This is a genomic window from Methylomagnum ishizawai (assembly GCF_900155475.1).
In the GTDB taxonomy this organism is placed as follows: Bacteria; Pseudomonadota; Gammaproteobacteria; order Methylococcales; family Methylococcaceae; genus Methylomagnum; species Methylomagnum ishizawai_A.
Window position 1 is genome coordinate 984,820 of record NZ_FXAM01000001.1, and the last position, 17,681, is coordinate 1,002,500.

The 17,681-nt window shown below is 62.7% G+C and carries 16 protein-coding genes; 11 read left to right on the forward strand and 5 right to left on the reverse strand.

Annotation, left to right across the window (positions count from 1 at the left end; translation table 11 throughout):
* Window positions 1-36 precede the first annotated feature (36 nt).
* Together B9N93_RS04480 and B9N93_RS04485 are read right to left on the reverse strand one after the other, a co-directional pair.
* Window positions 37-1,332, reverse strand: a complete 1,296-nt coding sequence (locus B9N93_RS04480; RefSeq protein WP_085211262.1) for an AmpG family muropeptide MFS transporter — start codon at window positions 1,330-1,332, stop codon at window positions 37-39.
* Window positions 1,310-2,089 carry an exodeoxyribonuclease III gene (locus tag B9N93_RS04485; RefSeq protein ID WP_085211264.1) on the reverse strand — a complete coding sequence of 260 codons (780 nt, stop codon included), beginning with the start codon at window positions 2,087-2,089 and terminating at the stop codon, window positions 1,310-1,312. Before B9N93_RS04485 ends, B9N93_RS04480 begins: the two co-directional genes overlap by 23 nt.
* Before the next feature lie 149 nt (window positions 2,090-2,238).
* Here B9N93_RS04485 and rpmE point away from each other — a divergent pair, with 149 nt between their 5' ends.
* Window positions 2,239-2,442, forward strand: a complete 204-nt coding sequence (gene rpmE / locus B9N93_RS04490; RefSeq protein ID WP_085211266.1) for a 50S ribosomal protein L31 — start codon at window positions 2,239-2,241, stop codon at window positions 2,440-2,442.
* Between the two features lie 75 nt (window positions 2,443-2,517).
* Here rpmE and B9N93_RS04495 read toward each other — a convergent pair whose 3' ends face one another.
* Window positions 2,518-3,126: a hypothetical protein gene (locus B9N93_RS04495; protein ID WP_085211268.1), complete on the reverse strand. Its 609-nt coding sequence runs from the start codon at window positions 3,124-3,126 to the stop codon at window positions 2,518-2,520.
* 11 nt (window positions 3,127-3,137) lie between these two features.
* The gene (locus B9N93_RS04500) at window positions 3,138-5,525 is read right to left on the reverse strand and encodes a penicillin-binding protein 1A (RefSeq protein ID WP_254899335.1); all 2,388 of its coding nucleotides are present in this window, start codon (window positions 5,523-5,525) and stop codon (window positions 3,138-3,140) included.
* 230 nt (window positions 5,526-5,755) lie between these two features.
* On the opposite strand from B9N93_RS04500, the gene B9N93_RS04505 reads away from it, so the two are divergent.
* From B9N93_RS04505 to B9N93_RS04550, 10 genes are all read left to right on the forward strand, one after another.
* Window positions 5,756-6,817: a pilus assembly protein PilM gene (locus B9N93_RS04505; protein ID WP_085211270.1), complete on the forward strand. Its 1,062-nt coding sequence runs from the start codon at window positions 5,756-5,758 to the stop codon at window positions 6,815-6,817.
* Complete coding sequence (locus B9N93_RS04510; protein WP_085211272.1) at window positions 6,817-7,434, forward strand: PilN domain-containing protein; 618 nt, start codon at window positions 6,817-6,819, stop codon at window positions 7,432-7,434. Before B9N93_RS04505 ends, B9N93_RS04510 begins: the two co-directional genes overlap by 1 nt.
* Entirely contained in the window at window positions 7,431-8,108 is a 678-nt protein-coding gene (locus B9N93_RS04515) for a type IV pilus inner membrane component PilO (protein WP_085211274.1), read from the forward strand. Before B9N93_RS04510 ends, B9N93_RS04515 begins: the two co-directional genes overlap by 4 nt.
* A gap of 109 nt (window positions 8,109-8,217) precedes the next feature.
* Complete coding sequence (locus B9N93_RS04520) at window positions 8,218-8,688, forward strand: pilus assembly protein PilP (protein ID WP_254899336.1); 471 nt, start codon at window positions 8,218-8,220, stop codon at window positions 8,686-8,688.
* Window positions 8,685-10,934: a type IV pilus secretin PilQ gene (gene pilQ, locus B9N93_RS04525; protein WP_254899337.1), complete on the forward strand. Its 2,250-nt coding sequence runs from the start codon at window positions 8,685-8,687 to the stop codon at window positions 10,932-10,934. Before B9N93_RS04520 ends, pilQ begins: the two co-directional genes overlap by 4 nt.
* 112 nt (window positions 10,935-11,046) lie before the next feature.
* Window positions 11,047-11,586, forward strand: coding sequence for a shikimate kinase AroK (aroK, locus tag B9N93_RS04530; protein ID WP_085211280.1), 540 nt, complete (start codon window positions 11,047-11,049; stop codon window positions 11,584-11,586).
* Window positions 11,583-12,665: a 3-dehydroquinate synthase gene (aroB, locus tag B9N93_RS04535; protein WP_085211282.1), complete on the forward strand. Its 1,083-nt coding sequence runs from the start codon at window positions 11,583-11,585 to the stop codon at window positions 12,663-12,665. Before aroK ends, aroB begins: the two co-directional genes overlap by 4 nt.
* The gene (locus tag B9N93_RS04540) at window positions 12,652-14,205 is read left to right on the forward strand and encodes an AAA family ATPase (RefSeq protein WP_085211285.1); all 1,554 of its coding nucleotides are present in this window, start codon (window positions 12,652-12,654) and stop codon (window positions 14,203-14,205) included. Before aroB ends, B9N93_RS04540 begins: the two co-directional genes overlap by 14 nt.
* Before the next feature lie 87 nt (window positions 14,206-14,292).
* Window positions 14,293-15,357: a uroporphyrinogen decarboxylase gene (gene hemE, locus B9N93_RS04545; RefSeq protein WP_085211287.1), complete on the forward strand. Its 1,065-nt coding sequence runs from the start codon at window positions 14,293-14,295 to the stop codon at window positions 15,355-15,357.
* A gap of 91 nt (window positions 15,358-15,448) precedes the next feature.
* On the forward strand, window positions 15,449-16,084 hold the full coding sequence (locus B9N93_RS04550) for a hypothetical protein (protein WP_085211289.1): 636 nt from the start codon (window positions 15,449-15,451) through the stop codon (window positions 16,082-16,084).
* Window positions 16,085-16,102: 18 nt separating this feature from the next.
* Here B9N93_RS04550 and B9N93_RS04555 read toward each other — a convergent pair whose 3' ends face one another.
* A complete protein-coding gene (locus tag B9N93_RS04555) occupies window positions 16,103-17,650 on the reverse strand; it encodes an amino acid permease (protein WP_085211292.1) in 1,548 nt (515 codons plus the stop codon).
* Between the last annotated feature and the right edge of the window lie 31 nt (window positions 17,651-17,681).

Sequence of the window (17,681 nt, forward strand, 5' to 3'; positions counted from 1 at the left end):
TGCGGGATTCCCAAGCGCTGCTTGGGAATCGAGTCTCTACGGGAAGCCTCGGGAATCCCGCTCCCCATGCCAAGGCGCGACCTTGAACAGCAACAACATTCCCGGCAGCGCCGCCGCGAAACATAGCCAGAAGAACCGCTCCCAGCCCAGCGCGTCCACATGGAACAGGAGCGTATCCCCCAGCTTGATATCGCCGCCCTCGACCAAAAACCCGGTCAAGGCGTTCGCCAAGGTGCGCGGCGTAGCGGCGAGGCTGGTGAACAGCGCGAATTGGGTCGCGGTATAGGCCGGATGGGTGGCGGCGGCGATATAGGCCACGAACGCCGCCGTCCCCAGCCCCACGCCGAACGCCTCCGCGCCGATCACCGCCGCCAGCCCCACCGGATCGTGGCCGGCGGTCGAAAGCCAGGCGAAGCCCAGGATGACCACGGCCTGCAACGCCCCGAACACCCACAGGGCGCGGTGCGTGCCCAGCGACACCATCCACACCCCCCCCAGCAAACCGCCCGCCACGTTTGGCCATAGCCCGGCGTGCTTGGCGATCATGCCGATTTCGGTCTTGCTGAAGCCGAGGTCGAGGTAGAACGGCGTCGCCAGCGCCGTCGCCATGCTGTCGCCCAGCTTGTAGAAGAAGATGAAGGCCAGCAGGGTCAGCGCCCCGGCCCAGCCCTTGCGCCCGATGAATTCGTGGAACGGCTCCACCAACGCCTCGCGCAGCGTGGCCGGGGCGCGGCGGGAGCTTTCCGGTTCGCGCACCATCAGCGACAACATGAGGCCGGGCAACATGAACAGCGCGGTGATCGAATACACCGCTTCCCAGGACACATGGTCGGCCAGGATCAGCGACAAGGAACCCGGCACTAGCCCGGCCACTTTGTAGGCGTTGACGTGGACCACGTTGCCCAAGCCCTGCTCCTCGTCCTTGAGGATTTCGCGGCGGAAGGCGTCGATGGCGATATCCTGGGTGGCCGAGAAGAACGCCACGATCACCGCCAGCCCGGTGATGGCGGCCATGTCCTTGCCCGGCGAGAGCCAACCGAACAGCGGCACGGCGGCTAGCAAGGCCAATTGCGTCGCCAGCATCCAGGTCCGCCGCCGCCCGAGTCCCAACCCGTAGCGGTCGCATAGCGGTGCCCACAGGAATTTCCAAATATAGGGGAATTGCACCAGGGCTAGGAGGCCAATCGCCTTGAGATCGACCCCGCCCTCGCGCAGCCAGGCCGACAGTAGGCTGATGAGGATGAACAAAGGCAGGCCCGAGGAAAATCCGGTCAGGACGCAGATCAATATCCGCCGGTTGAACAGCGCCTCAAACCGGGAAGGGGTGGTCATAATCGATGATCAGGGGGGCATGGTCGGAAAAACGCTGGTCCTTGTAGATGGCCACGGCGCGGATCGCGGCGCGGAGGCCGGGACTTACCACTTGGTAATCGATGCGCCAGCCGACGTTCTTGGCCCAGGCTTGGCCGCGGTTGGACCACCAGGTGTATTGGTCCGGCTGGGGATTGGCGTGGCGGAAGGCATCAACCCAGCCGTCCCGCTCAAACACGGTGTCGAGCCAGGCCCGTTCCTCGGGCAGGAAGCCGGAGTTCTTCTGGTTCGAGCGCCAGTTCTTGAGGTCGATGGGCTTGTGGGCGATATTCCAATCGCCGCAGAGGATGTAATGATGGCCCTTGGCGGCGCATTCCCGCAGATGCGGCAGGAAGCGGTCGAGGAAGGTGAATTTCACCGCCTGCCGCTCCGCGCTGGACGAACCGGACGGCAGGTAGACCGACACCACGCTGAGATCGCCGAAGCGGGCTTCCAGATAGCGGCCCTCGGCGTCCATATCCGGCCAGCCCAAGCCCCGGACCAGCATATCCGGCGGGTGGCGGGCATAGATGGCGACGCCGCTATAGCCTTTCTTGTCGGCGTCCAGGTAATAGCAATGGAAATCTTCGGGCCAGTACAGGGGGTCGTCGAGTTGATGGATATGGGCCTTGGTTTCCTGGAGGCAGACCACGTCGGCGCTTTGGTGGGGCAGCCAGTCGAAAAAGCCTTTACGCGCCGCCGAGCGGATGCCGTTGGCATTGAGGGTGACAATACGCATGGGTTCGGGGGTTGGGTTCGGGGAGTCGGAGGTTGGCGGCGCGGGTGTCGGGAACCTGGGCCGGGGACTTGCGCCTTGCGGGGAAAAGCCGTTTTGGGTAGGATGGCTGGCTTTTTCGCCCCCCTGGCATTGTTTTCCTGGAGAACGCTATGAAGTCGGATATCCATCCCAACTATAAGGCCATCACGGTCCATTGCAGTTGTGGCAACACCTTCGAGACCAAATCGACCCTGTGCAAAGACCTACATGTGGAAGTCTGCGCGGCTTGCCATCCATTCTATACGGGCAAGCAAAGGGTCGTCGATACCGCCGGCCGCGTCGATAAGTTCCGCCGCAAATACGCCCGCGGCTGATCCCCGCCCGCCGCGTCCCTCGAATCGGCCCGCCGCCCTCCCGGCCCGGCGCTGGGATTCGAGGGTGGGCCGGGTTCACCCGGTCCCTTCCCGTTTTTCGGCGGCATCCGCCCGCACCAGCGCTTCCACCGCCGCCAGATCGCCCTTGGGCGTGTGCTTCTCCCTGGCCCTGGCCTTGAGTTCGGGCGGCAGCAAGGCCAATTCCACCTCGACCCCGTCCACCCGGAACCGCAAGGCCGGGTAATCCGCCGTGCGTTTGCCGCCGCCGGGCAGGGAGGCGGTCTTTTCCTCGAATGGTATGCCCCGGTCCATCAACTTGCGCAGCACATCCTCCGGTGCGTCGGGGAACAGGTGCAGCGTGACCGGGCTGAATTCACCCGCCGTGCCTTCCAACACCCCGCCGACCAGGCGCGGCGCGAAATCCTGGAGGAAGCGCATGGCTTCCAGCGCCAGCCGCCGCAAGCGGGCGATATGCGGTTTTTGCACATCGGCGCGGTAGAGCCGGTGGTATTCCTCCAGCGCTTCGTCGATTTCCTCGTTGCGGGGCAACAGGCGGGCGTCGGCGATGCCGAGCCGCGCGGCGGCTTTCTGCTTGGCGGGCAGGCGGTCGTGGATGCCTTCCTCGGCCATGATGCGGGCGGCTTCCTGGGCGATGCGGAGCCGCAGTCGGTCTTTGGGGCGCATGGTGGGGAGCGTTAGAACAGCGATTCCAGGGATTTGGCTCCGCCGCCCGCGCCGCCGTCGTCCTGGGCGGAGGAGCCGCCCGGATTGACCGGTCGGGAGCGTTTGGGGACGATGTTGCGCGGTTGCCGTCCCGCGGGGTAGACCTCGAAATTGGAGCCGTTCTTGCCGCTGCCATCGACGCGGACGGTGGTCAGGCCGCTGGGCACGGGGAAGCCGGTATCGGGCACGTCCTTGAGCGCTTCCTTCATGAAGCGCATCCACATCGGCAGGGCGGTTTCGCCGCCGGTTTCGCCATGGCCCAGGGATTTGGATGAATCGAAGCCGATCCAGGCCACGGTTGCCAGGCCCGGCACATAGCCATTGAACCAAGCATCGCGGTATTCGTTGGTGGTGCCGGTCTTGCCCGCGACATCGGAGCGGCCCAGTTCCAGCGCTTGGGTGGCGGTGCCCATGCGCACCACGTCCAGCAGCATCGAATTCATCATGTAATGCACTTGCGGGCTGATGACCCTGGGCGCGAGGTTGCCCTTGGGATCGCCGGAGTCCACGCAATCGGCGCAGGCCAGCCCCGGCGTGGCTTGGTAGATCAAGCGGTCGTCGTCGGTTTTGATGTGGTCGATGAAATAGGGTTCGACCCTGAAGCCGCCATTGGCGAACACCGAATAGGCCTGGGCCATGCGGAGGGGTGTGGCCGAACCCGCGCCCAGGGCCAGCGGCATGGATTTCGGGAGCTCCTGGGGTTCGAAGCCGAATTCCTCGGCCATGGCGATGGCTTTCTTGAGGCCGATGCTTTTCAGCAGCCGGACCGAGACCAGGTTGCGCGATTTGGCCAGGGCCACCCGCAGCCGGGTGGGACCGTAATAGCGCCCGCTGTAGTTCTTGGGTCGCCATACGCCGCCGGCCTGGGAAGGATCGGCGTAGACGATGGGGGCGTCGTTGACCACGCTGGACGGGGTATAGCCTTCGGTGAGTGCGGCGGCGTAGAGGATGGGCTTGAAGCCGGAACCCGGCTGGCGTTGCGCCTGGGTGGCGCGGTTGAAGGTGCTGAGGGCGAAGTCGTAGCCCCCGGCCAGGGCCACCACCGCGCCGGTCTTGGCGTCCACCGACACCAGCGCCCCCTCGGCCTCGGGAACCTGGCTCAAGCGCCATTCGTTGTCGTTGTCCTTGCGTAGGCGGATCAAATCGCCGGGCTTGAACAATTCTTTCGGGCCGCGGTGGGTCCAGCGGGTGGCGTTCAGGCCGAGGTTGGTGTGTTGTCCCGCGCCCAGGTAGACATCGGCCCCGCCCTCCTTGAAGCCCAGCACCAGGCCGGGCACGGTTTCGCCGATTTTCTGCATTTCGGCAAGGCGGGCATCCCAGTCCGCCGGGGATTTGAGTTGTTTCAGGTCGATGCGCTGGGTTTTCTTGCTGCGGTAGCCGTGGCGTTCGTCGTAGTCGTGCAGGCCGAGCCGCAGCGATTTTTCCACCAGGGCGTGCATCTTGGAATCGATGGTGGTATAGACCTTGTACCCGTGGGTATAGGCGTCCTCGCCGTATTGCCGGTACATCTCGTTGCGGACCATCTCGGCGATATAGGGCGCGTTCAATTCGACCGGGCGGATATGCAGCTTGGCGGTTTCCGGGGCGTTGAACGCCTTGTGGAATTGGGCCTCGGTGATGAAGCCGAGCTTGCGCATCCGGTTCAGCACGTAGTTGCGGCGGCTCAAGGCCCGTTCCGGGTTGACGATGGGGTTGAAGCTGGACGGGGCTTTGGGCAGGCCGGCGATCATCGCTATTTCGGGTAATTCCAAGTCCTGGACCGCCTTGCCGTAGTACACTTGCGCCGCCGCTCCGACGCCGTAAGCGTGGTGGCCGAAGTAAATCTTGTTCAGGTACAGTTCGAGGATGCTTTCCTTGGGCAGCTTGGACTCGATCTTGACCGCCAGCATGATTTCCTTCACCTTGCGGGTCAGGGTTTTCTCGCTGCTCAGGAAGAAATTGCGGGCCACCTGCATAGTGATGGTGCTGCCGCCCTGGCGCTTTTCGCCGGTGCGCAGATAAGTGACCGCCGCCCGCGCGATGCCTTGGTAATCGACGCCGGGGTGGTCGAAGAAGCGGTTGTCCTCGGCGGCCAGGAAGGCCTGGACCATTTGCTTGGGGGTGTCGGGGACGCCGACCGGGATGCGTTTCATCTCTCCATACTCGGCCATCAGCAGGTTGTCCTTGCTGTAGACGCTCATGGGGATTTGATAGCGGATATCGCTGAGGACCTCGACATCCGGCAGTTGTGGCTCCAGGTGGCGGTACAGGGCGTAGCCGCCGACCGCCAAGGCGGCGAGGCCACCCAAGAGCATGAACAAGAGCCAGCGGAACAGGGTCGCGGCGGTCGAGCGGGACTGGCGTGCGGTTTTCCGGGTCACTATCGGATTGTCGGCTGCGGGCGCGGTTGGAGCGCGGATCGGCCACGATTTGAAGCGGATCGGGCGTGGCGGGGACCGTTTTGGAACGCCGTGGGCGGCGGGAGGGCCGCAGGGCGGAAGCGAAGGAACACCATTTAGCTACTATACTACATGTGCGCCGAGATGCGCCCGTAAAGCCGAGTAAAACCCTACCCCATTACAGCGAAGACAGGCCAGGCAGGAACCCCCCGATGTTTTTTCTGAACCGCAAGAAGCCGGAGTTATTGGGTATAGACATCAGTACCGCCGCCATCAAACTTTTGGAACTCAGCCGTTCCGGTTCGCGTTTCCGGGTCGAAAGCTACGCGGTGGCCCCCTTGCCCCCCGATGCGGTGGTCGATAAGAATATCGCCAAGGTCGAAGCCATCGGCAACGTCATCAAGGCGGTCCTGAAACAATCCGGTACCCGCCTGAAGCACGCGGCGGTGGCGGTGCCAGGGTCCGCCGTGATCGCCAAGGTCATTTCCATGCCCGCCTCGCTGAGCGAGGACGAACTGGAGGCCCAGCTCGAATTGGAAGCCGACCAATATATCCCGTACTCCCTGGATGAGGTTAGTCTGGATTTCGTGGTTCAGGGCGTCACCGAGAAAAATCCCGAAATGGTCGATGTGCTGTTGGTCGCCTCGCGGAAGGAGAACGTCGGCGACCGGGTGGCGGCCTTGGAACTGGCCGGGCTCAAGGCCGAGATCGTCGATGTCGAATCCTACGCCCTGGAACATTCCTGCTCCCTGATCCTGGATCAACTCTTCGAGCGCGGCACCGACCAGGCCATCGCCATCGCCGATGTCGGCGCGACCATGACCACGCTCAACGTCATCCACAACCGCCGCATCATCTACACCCGCGAACAAGGCTTCGGCGGCAAGCAACTCACCGAGGAAATCCAACGCCGCTACGGCCTGTCCTACGAGGAAGCCGGCCTTGCCAAGAAGCACGGCGGCCTTCCCGACAACTACGGACCCGAAGTCCTCGAACCCTTCAAGAACGCCCTGGCCCAGCAAATCGGGCGCTCCCTCCAATTCTTCCTCTCCTCCAGCGCCCATCGCAGCGTCGAGCATATCCTCCTGGCCGGGGGCTGCGCCTCGATACCGGGTATCGACCGCTATGTCGAGGAAAACCAAGGTATCCCCACCAGCGTCGCCAATCCCTTCGTCAATATGACGCTGTCGCCGCGGGTGAAACCGCAGAATTTGAGCAACGACGCGCCCGCGCTGATGACGGCGTGTGGCCTGGCGCTGAGGAGTTTCGACTGATGGCCGGTATCAACCTCCTTCCTTGGCGCGCCGAGCGGCGCAAACAAAAACAACAGGAATTCTTCACGATCACCGCCTTGGCGATGGGGCTGAGCGCCACGATATTGCTGTCGGTGCATTTGCAAATCCAATCGATGATCGACTATCAAAGCCAGCGTAATAAGTTCCTGGAAAGCGAAGTCGCGGTTTTCGATAAGAAAATCAAGGAAATCGAGGAACTCGAAACCAAGAAGAAACGGTTCATCGCGAAAATGGAGGTTATCCAGCAATTGCAAACCAGCCGCCCGGAAATCGTCCACTTGGTTGACGAATTGGCGCGTACCATTCCCGAAGGGGTTTTCCTTTCCGACCTCACCCAATCGGATAAAAACCTGACCATGAATGGCGTCGCTCAATCCAACTCCAGGGTTTCGGCCTATATGCGTAATCTGGAATCTTCGCCTTGGCTGCAAGACCCGGTGTTGAATATCATCGAAAACAAGTTGGACGGCAAGGATAAATCCGCCAAGGACCAGAAAGACCTGCGTGGCAGCAAATTCACCCTGCAAGTCAAGCAGGCCGGTGAGAAGACCGCCGAGCCCAACCCCAAAGATAGCCAGCGGAAAAAGCCCTCATGAATTTCTCGAACATCAATTGGGATATCGAACATGCCGGTTCCTGGCCAACGCCGATCAAGGTGGCGATTATTGGTTTTTTGTGTTTGGTTCTGGGTGGGCTTTGGTATTATTTCGATACCCAGGATCAATTGCTGAACCTGAGCCAACAGGAAGCCAAGGAACGGCAATTGAAAACCACGTTCGAGCAGAAACAGCAAAAAGCCGCCAACCTTGAAGAATATAAAGTGCAATTAGCCGAGATCGAAAAGACCTTCGGCGATTTGTTACGGCAACTGCCTGATAAGACCCAGGTTCCCGAATTATTGGTAGATGTGTCACAGACTGGTTTGGCCAGTGGGTTAGAATTCGAGTTGTTCAAGCCGGGGGGGGAAATCGCCAAGGACTTCTACGCCGAATTGCCGATAGAAATCCGGGTGATCGGTAATTATATGGAGTTCGGGACGTTCGTGAGCGGTTTGGCTTCCTTGCCTAGGATCGTGACCGTACACAATATCAAGATCACGCCGAATAATGCACAAAAAAAAGGCGGCGGCAAAGACCCTTTGATCATGAGCGCATTGGTCAAAACCTACCGATATATGGAAGAGGGGGCCGGTCCCACCGGGCCGGGCGCGAAAAAGCCGGGGGCACCGGGAGCGAAACCCGCCACCCCCGCCGCTAATAAGCCGAAATAATCTGGATACTATGATCCATTCTTATCGATATTTATATGGGCGGACCCGGCCCGGTCGTCTGTTGCCTTGGATATTGGCGTTGGGGCTGGTGGGTTGCGGGGGGGGTGATATGGCGGATTTGAAAAGCTATGTCGCCGAGGTGAAAGGCCGTCATAGGGGTATGGTCGATCCCTTGCCGGAGGTGAAGACGGTCGAGCCTTTCGTATTCAGGCCCGAGGATTTGCGCGATCCCTTCATTCCCGATGAAAAGAGCCAGGAACCCGAGGAGGAAAAGGTCGAAAGCGGTATCCGTCCCGATACCAGTCGCCCCAGGGAAGAACTTGAATCTTATGAACTCGATAGTCTCAGGATGGTAGGCACGGTGATCCAGCAAGGGGGCTTGTGGGGCTTGGTGCGTGCCAACGATGGCACTATACACCGCGTGCGCGTCGGCAATTATATGGGCAAGAATTATGGGAAAATTATCAATATCAAAGAGAATATGATCGAATTGGTCGAAATATTCTCGGATAGTCCCGGGGCTTGGCACGAACGTAAAGCTAGTCTCGACCTGGCGGAAGCGAGCGGGGGAAACAAATGACGATGAGAGTGAATGGTTCGGGGGCTTGGGGATTGTCGGGACGGATAGTCGTCTGGGTGGTCGTGGCGCTGGGCTTGTTATGGCGTACTCCGGTGTGCGGGGCGGGCGGTTTGGTGCTGACTTCCGTCGAGTTTTCTTCCTTGCCAGGGGATAATCTCCAATTGGTATTGAACCTGAACGGACCGGCGGTTCAACCCAGGGTATTCAATACCGAAAATCCCGCCCGTATCGCCCTGGATTTGCCAGGGGTTAGTAATGGTCTCGATAAAAAATCGATCCCCATTAATACCGCCGGGGCGCAGAGCCTACAGGCGGTGGAATCCGCCGGGCGCACCCGTGTCGTATTGAACTTGACTAATTTGGTGCCCTATACCGCCAAGGCCGAGGGCGACCGCATCCTGATCACCTTGCAAAACGCCCCACCACAGTCCACCGCGCCGGTGGTCAGAACCCCATCGTCCAGTTCCGCGCCGATGCCCGGAGTCCGGTCCGCCTATTATGGGGATGGGGCGGGACGGCGCATCGAGAATGTCGATTTCCGCCGTGGCGAAAAAGGCGAAGGCCGCTTGTTGATTACCCTGAGCGATCCTAATTCCGTTGTTGATATCAAGCAGCAAGGCCGCAAAGTGGTGATCCGGCTCGATGAGACCGAACTACCCCAGAAATTGGCCCGCAGGCTCGATGTCATTGATTTCGCCACCCCGGTGCAGTTGATCGAATCGGCCATGGATGGTAGCGATACCCGGTTGAGCGTGACCCCGGTGTCCGAGGAGTACGACTATTCCTCCTATCAGACCGGCAAGTTATTGACCGTGGAATTCCGGCCTCTGACCAAGTTGGAAAAGGAAGAAATCAAGAAGAAGGATTTCCGCTATGGCGGCGAAAAGCTGACCCTGAATTTCCAGGATATTCCGGTGCGCTCGGTGTTGCAGATTCTGGCGGATTTCACCAACCTCAATATCGTGGCCAGCGATACCGTGCAGGGCAATGTGACGCTGCGTTTGGAGGATGTGCCCTGGGATCAGGCCTTGGACTTGGTGTTGAAATCCAAAAGCCTGGGGAAGCGCCAGGAAGGCAATATCATTCGGGTCGCGCCCTTGGACGAATTGAACAAGCAGGAAAGGGACGAACTGGAAGCCCAAAAGGTGGTGGAGGAATTGGAGCCCCTCCGTACCGAAATGATCCAGTTGAATTACACCAAGGCCGAGGAAATCAAGGAAATCCTGGTGGGCACCACCAAGAAAACCGTGGAGGACACGGCCAGCCAGTCCAATATCACCGGCGCGAAATCACTGACCAGCACCGCCACCCTGGATGTCAGCCAGTCGATCCTGTCCAACCGGGGCAATGTCACGGTCGATCCCAGGACCAACCAATTGATCGTGAAGGATACTTCGCGCAATATCGAGCGGGTGCGGGAATTGGTGCGCCAATTGGATAAGCAGGTCCGCCAGGTCTTGATCGAATCGCGCATCGTGATCGCCGAGAATAATTTCACCCGCGAACTGGGTTCGCGCCTCTCGTTGAACCGGTCCGCCTTCGTCAAGGACACCCGTGGCAAGGAGTTCTTCCAGACCGCCCCCGATGGTACCACCGAAGAATGGCAACAGCGCTGGAGCGGCAATACCGGCGTTTCAGGCGATGCCTTGGTGAATCTGGCCTCGACCGCTGCCGCCGCCAGTGGCGGTTATTTCGGCGTGACCTTCCTCAAGGTCGGCGATTATCTGCTGGACCTCGAACTTTCGGCGGCCCAGATCGATGGCCGCAGCGAGACCGTGGCGACCCCCAAACTCATCACTTCCGACCAGACCAAGGCCACCATCCTCCAGGGCCAGGAAATCCCCTATACCGTGACCAGCGCGGCGGGCGGTGCCGCCATCGCCACCGTGCAATTCAAACTGGCCGTGCTGAAACTGGAAGTGACCCCGCATATCACGCCCGACGACAATATCCTGATGGACCTGTTCGTGCAGAAGGACGAGCCTTCGTCGGTCTTGTTCAATGGCGTTCCGGCCATCCTGAAGCGCCAGATCACCACCCGCGCCCAGGTCGGCAACGGCGATACCGTGGTCCTTGGCGGCGTGTACGAAGGGCAACAGAAAAACCAGACCGACAAGGTGCCCTTCCTGGGCGATCTGCCGGGCGTGGGTTTCATGTTCCGCAAGGACCGGGTAGACGATAACAAGAAGGAATTGCTGATCTTCATCACCCCGAAAATCCTCGATCAAACCCTAAGCACCCGCTGACCCGGAAAGCCGGTGCCAGGGGCGCAAAAAGGCACCCGGCGGGTGCCTTTTTTCTTCCGGGGTCGCGGCTTGGGCCATGGTATGATGCGGTTTTTGTCGGCCCTAGCCGGGTATGAAACAGTCCAAGAATATCTATTTGATCGGTCCGATGGGGGCGGGGAAGACCACCATAGGACGGTTGCTCGCGAAGAGCCTGGGCGTGGACTTCGTCGATAGCGACAAGCAGATCGAGCAGCGCACCGGCGTCACCATCCCCATGATCTTCGAGTACGAGGGCGAGGTCGGCTTCCGCAGGCGCGAGGCCGAGGTGCTGGCCGAATTGACCCCAATGGACGGGATCGTCATGGCGACCGGGGGCGGTTCCATCCTGTTGCCGGAGAACCGGGAACTGATCCGCCGCCATGGCTTCGTGGTCTACCTGCATTGCCCGGTGGAAAAGCAATTGGAGCGCACCCACAAGGACGCCAACCGTCCCTTGCTCAACACCGAAAATCCCCGCCAGAAACTCTTGGACCTTTTCCATATCCGCGAACCGATCTACCGTTCCCTGGCCGATTTCGTCGTCGATACGGGGCAAAGCACCAGCCGTAGCGCCGTCCGGCAAATCCTCAGGGTCTATCACCGAACCCATTCCAGACCCGGCAAACCATGAGGACCCTCACCGTCTCCTTAGGGGAGCGCAGCTACCCCATCCATATCGGCCCCGACCTGTCGGACCAGGGCGAAATTCTCCGGTCCCACCTCGATTCCAAGCAAATCCTGGTCGTGACCAATGCAACCGTCGCGCCCTTATACCTGGAGCGGGTGCTGCGCCAACTCGAAGGCAAGCAGGTCGCTACCGTCATCCTGCCCGATGGCGAGCAGTACAAAACCATGGAATCGGCCCTGGCGGTGTTCGACGCCCTGCTCGAACACAAATTCAACCGCAACGCCCATCTCATCGCCCTGGGCGGCGGCGTGGTCGGCGACCTGACCGGTTTCGCGGCGGCGTGCTACCAGCGCGGCGTGCCCTTCGTGCAGATTCCCACCACCTTGCTGGCCCAAGTCGATTCCTCGGTGGGTGGCAAGACCGCCGTCAACCATCCCCGCGGCAAGAATATGATCGGTGCCTTCCACCAGCCGAAATGCGTGATCGCCGATCTCTCGACCCTCGATACCCTGGCCGACCGCGAATTGAGCGCCGGGCTGGCCGAGGTCGTGAAATATGGCCTGATCCGCGACGAGCCGTTTTTCCGGTGGCTAGAGGAACACATGGAAGCCCTGCTGCGGCGCGACCCGGAAGCCCTGGGCTACGCCATCGAGCGCTCCTGCCACAACAAGGCGGAAGTGGTGGCGGCGGACGAGCGCGAAACCGGCGAGCGGGCCACTTTGAACCTGGGCCATACCTTCGGCCACGCCATCGAAACCGGCCTGGGCTATGGCGGCATTCTGCACGGCGAGGCGGTGGCGATAGGCATGTGCCAATCGGCGGATTTGTCGCGGCGCTTAGGCTGGCTCGCGGAGCGGGACGTGGAACGCATCGTGGCCTTGCTGGCGCGGGCGCGGCTGCCGGTGCGCCCGCCCGCCGAATTGGGGGTGGACGCCTTCCTCGAACACATGGCGGTAGACAAGAAGAATCTCGAAGGCCGCTTGCGTTTGATCCTGCTCGAACGTATCGGTAAGGCGCATCTACCCATACCGGTCGATCTGGCCCCGTTGCGGGCCACCTTGGACGAGTATGGCCGCGCTTGAGGAGGTCCAGGCCGACGGCCCGCTGGCCGGTTCCCTGCTCTCCGAGGCGCGGGAGCGCAAGTTCGACTTGCTGCTGCATCTGGCGGTCAATCTTTCCCAACCCATCGTCGTGTCCGGTCCCGAGGGCATGGGTAAGACGGTATTCCTGCGGCGTTTGGAGTCCAGCGCCCGCGCCTATGCCAGTGTGTGTTATCTGGCCGCCACGGCGGGCACCACCTACGAATTCATCATCGAGGAACTGCGGCGGGCGGCGTTGCGGGATTTGAACCTCGCCAACGCCGGGGGCTGGACCTGCGCGGAAGTGCTGGCGCGTTATGGCAAGGAGCGGCGTTTGCTGGTGTTGATGCTGGATAACGCCCACCGCCTGCTGCCAGGCTTGCTGAGCGGTCTTTGGGAATTCGCCCGCGAACACCCTAGCCTGCATATCGTGCTGGCCTTGCCCAGCCACAGCCTGCGGCGCAAGGCCACCACCGACGCTTTGGCCTTGCGCGACGCCCAGCCGTTGGAAATCCCCGCCTTGGGTCCCTCGGAGTTTTCCGCCTACCTGCGCCAAATGGCCGCCGCCCAGCCGGAACTGGCCCCAGGTTCCGCCGCTGCCGAGTCTCAGGTCATCGCTTGGCATGCCCGCGCCCAAGGTGCGCCCGGCGCGGTCCTGGGCGGGCTGGCACCACCGGCGGAAGCCGCGCCTTCCCCATTGTGGCGCGGGCGCTGGTGGGTGCCGGGACTGGCCGCGACACTGCTGGTCGCCGCAGCCCTGTTATGGTGGAAGCCGGAGGGCCAACCGCCCGAATCGCCACCCGGCTTCCCCTCGCCCAAGGCCGACGCCGATTCGGCCTTGCCGGGCATGATGTTGCACGAACCATCCGCGCCCGCAGTGGTCGAGGGGGGGCATCCCGCGAATCCGGGCGAATCCCAGCCCCAGGCCGACGGTTCCGCTACCCTCCCGGAAGTTCCACCGCAACCACAGGCCGGGGCGGTGACGCAAGCCCCGGAGCCTCAAACGCCGTCGGTGCAACCAGAACCGGCCCAAGCCCCGCCGCCGATACCCGAATCCCAGGCCCAACCGGAGCCATCCGCCGTTGCGACGGCCCGCCCCCCGGAATCTCCAGCCGCGACCCCGCCGCCGGAGCCTTTGTCGCCCGAACAGCAAGCACGGCTCCAAGCCGCCGCCGTCAGCCTGGAAGGGGTGCAGGGTGTGGATTGGATCATGGCGCAGAACCCGGAAGCCTATACCTTGCAAATCCTCGCCATGTCCCAGGCGGGTGCCCTGGCCGGGACCATAGGCCGCTTTCCGCCGGAGAGCGCCTTGTCCGTGCTGCGCTCGCGCAAGGGCCGGGGTGATCTGTACCTGTTGTTCCATGGCGTTTATCCGAATATGGCCGCGGCCAGGGAAGGGGCCGCAGGCTTGCCGCCGCCCTTGACCCAGGCTATTCCCCGGCAATTCAAGTCGATCCAGGCCGACCTGTTGCGCCCGCCGGGTTCGGGTGCCACCGCCCCGGCCCAGCGCTGGCGGGTTCCCCACAAGGCCCAGCAACCTTAGTATCCGCCGGATTCCCCGCATCCCCGTCACTGCCGGCAGCACCGGCCCCGAGGCTTCCCGCCGCCCTATCATAGGAAAGACCACGCCATGACCCGTTTGCACAACGATTGCTTCATCCGCGCCTTGCTCCGCCAGCCCGTCGAACGCACCCCCGTGTGGATGATGCGCCAGGCCGGGCGTTATCTTCCCGAATACCGCCGGGTCCGCGAACAGGCGGGCAGTTTCATGAGCCTCTGCACCCAGCCGGAACTGGCCTGCGAAGTGACTTTGCAGCCCTTGGCGCGTTTCCGGCTGGACGCCGCGATCTTGTTCTCGGACATCCTCACCATCCCCGACGCGATGGGCCTGGGGCTGAGTTTCGCGGAAGGCGAGGGGCCGCGCTTCGCCCGGCCCGTGCGCTCGGCGGCGGAGGTGCGGGCCTTGCCGGTGCCCGACCCGGAGGACCGCTTGCGCTATGTGACCGATGCCGTGCGCCTGATCCAGCGCGAATTGGGCGGGCGGGTGCCCTTGATCGGCTTTTCCGGCAGTCCCTGGACCTTGGCGACCTACATGGTCGAAGGCGGCGGCAGCCGCGAGTTCCGCAAGGTCAAAGGTTTGATGTACCAGGAACCCCAGGTCATGCACGAACTCCTGGGCAAGCTGGCCGAGGCCGTGGGCCTATATCTGGCCGCGCAGATCGCCGCCGGGGTCGATGCCATCATGGTGTTCGATACTTGGGGCGGGGTGTTGTCGGCGGCGCAATACCGGGAGTTCTCGTTGGCCTATGCCCAACAGGCGCTGGAACGGATCGGCCTGGATCGATTGGAACGGAAGGTTCCGGCCCTCCTGTTCACCAAGGGCGGCGGGCAGTGGTTGGAGGCGATGGCTGGCGCGGGCTACGACGCGCTGGGGATCGATTGGACCACCGATATCGGCGAGGCCCGCCGCCGGGTGGGCGACCGGGTGGCGTTGCAGGGCAACCTCGACCCGCAGGCCTTGTATGCACCGGAACAGTCCATCCGCGCCGAGGTGGAACGCATTCTCGAAAGCTACGGTCCTGGCAGCGGCCATGTTTTCAATCTGGGGCACGGGGTGTGGCCGGATGTCGATCCCGGGCGGGTGGGCGCGATGGTCGAGGCGGTACACGAGTTCAGCCCGGCTTGGCATCGCTAGCGTGGGTGGGCGTGGCCGATAATTTGCTTGGAAGGAGCGCGGGGCGCGGCGTCAGGTCGCGCCAGCGAGTCTTGATTTGCGGAGGTGGGCTATGCGTGCGGAAGGCGTATTCGATGAAACCCTGATCACCGGCATGAACCTGACGGAGTATTTCAAGGATTCCGTCCACACGGCCTTGGTAAACCAGCGGGTCCGGGCCGGGGAGGATACCGTTTACTACGTGGTGAACCTGTTGGCGTATTTCACCCGCGCCGAGAAGCTGTTCCAGCGCACCGAAGACGGCGTGGTGTTGCAGCCCCTGGCCCAACTCTACGCCGAGGCGGCCGAAACCCCGAACCCCGAGGAACGCCGCCACAAGCTGCGCCGCCTGGGTGATATCGCGCTGCTGATTTCCGGTTTGTTTTCGGCCAGCCTCAACCGCAAGGTGGTGGATGTCGATTACTACATCGCCATGGGCGGCTCGGCCTACGGGGTGTTGTGCGGATTGGACCGGGGTACGGCGCGGGGGCGGGCGTTTGGTGCCGTGTTCGACGAATTGTCGCGGCGGTTCCAGGTGTTCGTGGACGTGCTGGCCGAGGTTGGCGAGCGCAGCCACCTCAAGCCCGGTAGCGATACCCTGCGCCTGTACGAACTGTGGTTGAAGACCGGCAGCCCCCGCATGGCGGCGAAGCTGCGGAACCAGGGGATAGAGCCGATCCAATCCCTGGCCGGCGCCCGCTTCAACTAGAGCGGCCCGCCATGCCCCTCAATCCTCCTCGCAGCATTCCGCCAAGGGCCGGATTTCCTGGATGATATCCTCGCCGCCGGTGGGATCGACGACCCCCCGCGCCACATGGCTTTTGCGGTAGCCATACAGGAAATAGAACACCAGCCCGATGGCCCCCCAGACCGGGAACACCAACTGGGCTTCCGGCGGCAGGAACAGGAACAGCACCAGGCAGCCCAGCACCGCCAACGGTCCCACCAGCCACACCCCCGGCGTCTTGAAGGGCCGGAACCGCCCGGCGTCCTTCACCCGTAAGATCATCACCGCGATGGCCACCACCATGAAGGCGAACAAGGTGCCGGAATTCGACACATCCGCCAGCTTGCCCACCGGGAAGAACGCCGCCGCCAGGGTGACGCCCGCGCCCGTGACCAGGGTCACGATATGCGGGGTTTTGAAGCGCGGGTGGACCCGGCTCAAGGCTTCCGGCAACAGCCCGTCCCGCGCCATCACGAAGAAGATGCGGGTCTGGCCGAACAGCATCATCAACACCACCGAGGGCAGGGCCAGGAAGGCCGCCAGCCCGATCAGGTTGCCGACGCCGCCCCAGCCGATCTGGCGCAGCACCTGGGCCAGCGCCTCGCGCGAGCAAACCAGGGGTTGGGTTCCGGCACCGGCCAGGGTTTGGCATCGCGCCGCCAGTTCCGCCGAACCCGGCGCCAGCCCCGCGCCGGTCGCGGGATCGACCACCGGCTGGGCGCCGATGGCCCCGATGGCCCCCGCCGACACCAGGAGATAGAACACCGTGCAAATCCCCAGGGAGCCGATCAGGCCGATGGGCACGTTGCGCTGGGGGTTCCGGGTTTCCTCGGCGGCGGTCGAAACCGCGTCGAAGCCGACATAGGCGAAGAAGATCGAGGCCGCCGCCGCCACCACGCCCGTCCCGCCCAGGGGCGCGAACGGTTGGAAATGGGCGCTGTTCAACACCGGCAGGGCCAGGGCGATGAAAACGGCGAGCGCGGCGATTTTCACCGCCACCAGGACGGCGGTGAAGGTGGCGCTTTCCTTGGTGCCGATGACTAATAGCCCCGTCACGAACAGGCTGACCAGCATCGCGGGCAGGTTGACGATGCCGCCGGCATAGGGGCCGTTGGCCAAGGCCAGCGGGAGGTCTATCCCCAGCGAGTTGTGCAGCAGGCCCACGAAATAGCCCGACCAACCCACCGCCACCGCGCTGGCCGCCACGGCGTATTCCAGGATCAAGGCCCAGCCCACCACCCAGGCCACCAATTCCCCCAGCACCGCGTAGGAATAGGTATAGGCCGAGCCCGAGACCGGCACCATGGACGATAGCTCGGCATAGCACAGCGCCGCCACCGCGCAGACGAAACCGGCGATGACGAAGGACAGCATCATGCCGGGACCGGCTTTCTGCGCGGCCTCGGCGGTCAGGACGAAAATGCCGGTGCCGATGATCGCGCCGACGCCCAGCAAGGTCAGTTGCCAAGCGCCCAGGGATCGGTGCAGGCCCTTTTTCTCGGCGGTGGCGAGGATGGCGTCCAGGGGCTTTACGCGCCAGAAGATCATGGGGGTTCCTCCTAGGTCGTGTGGGGGTTTG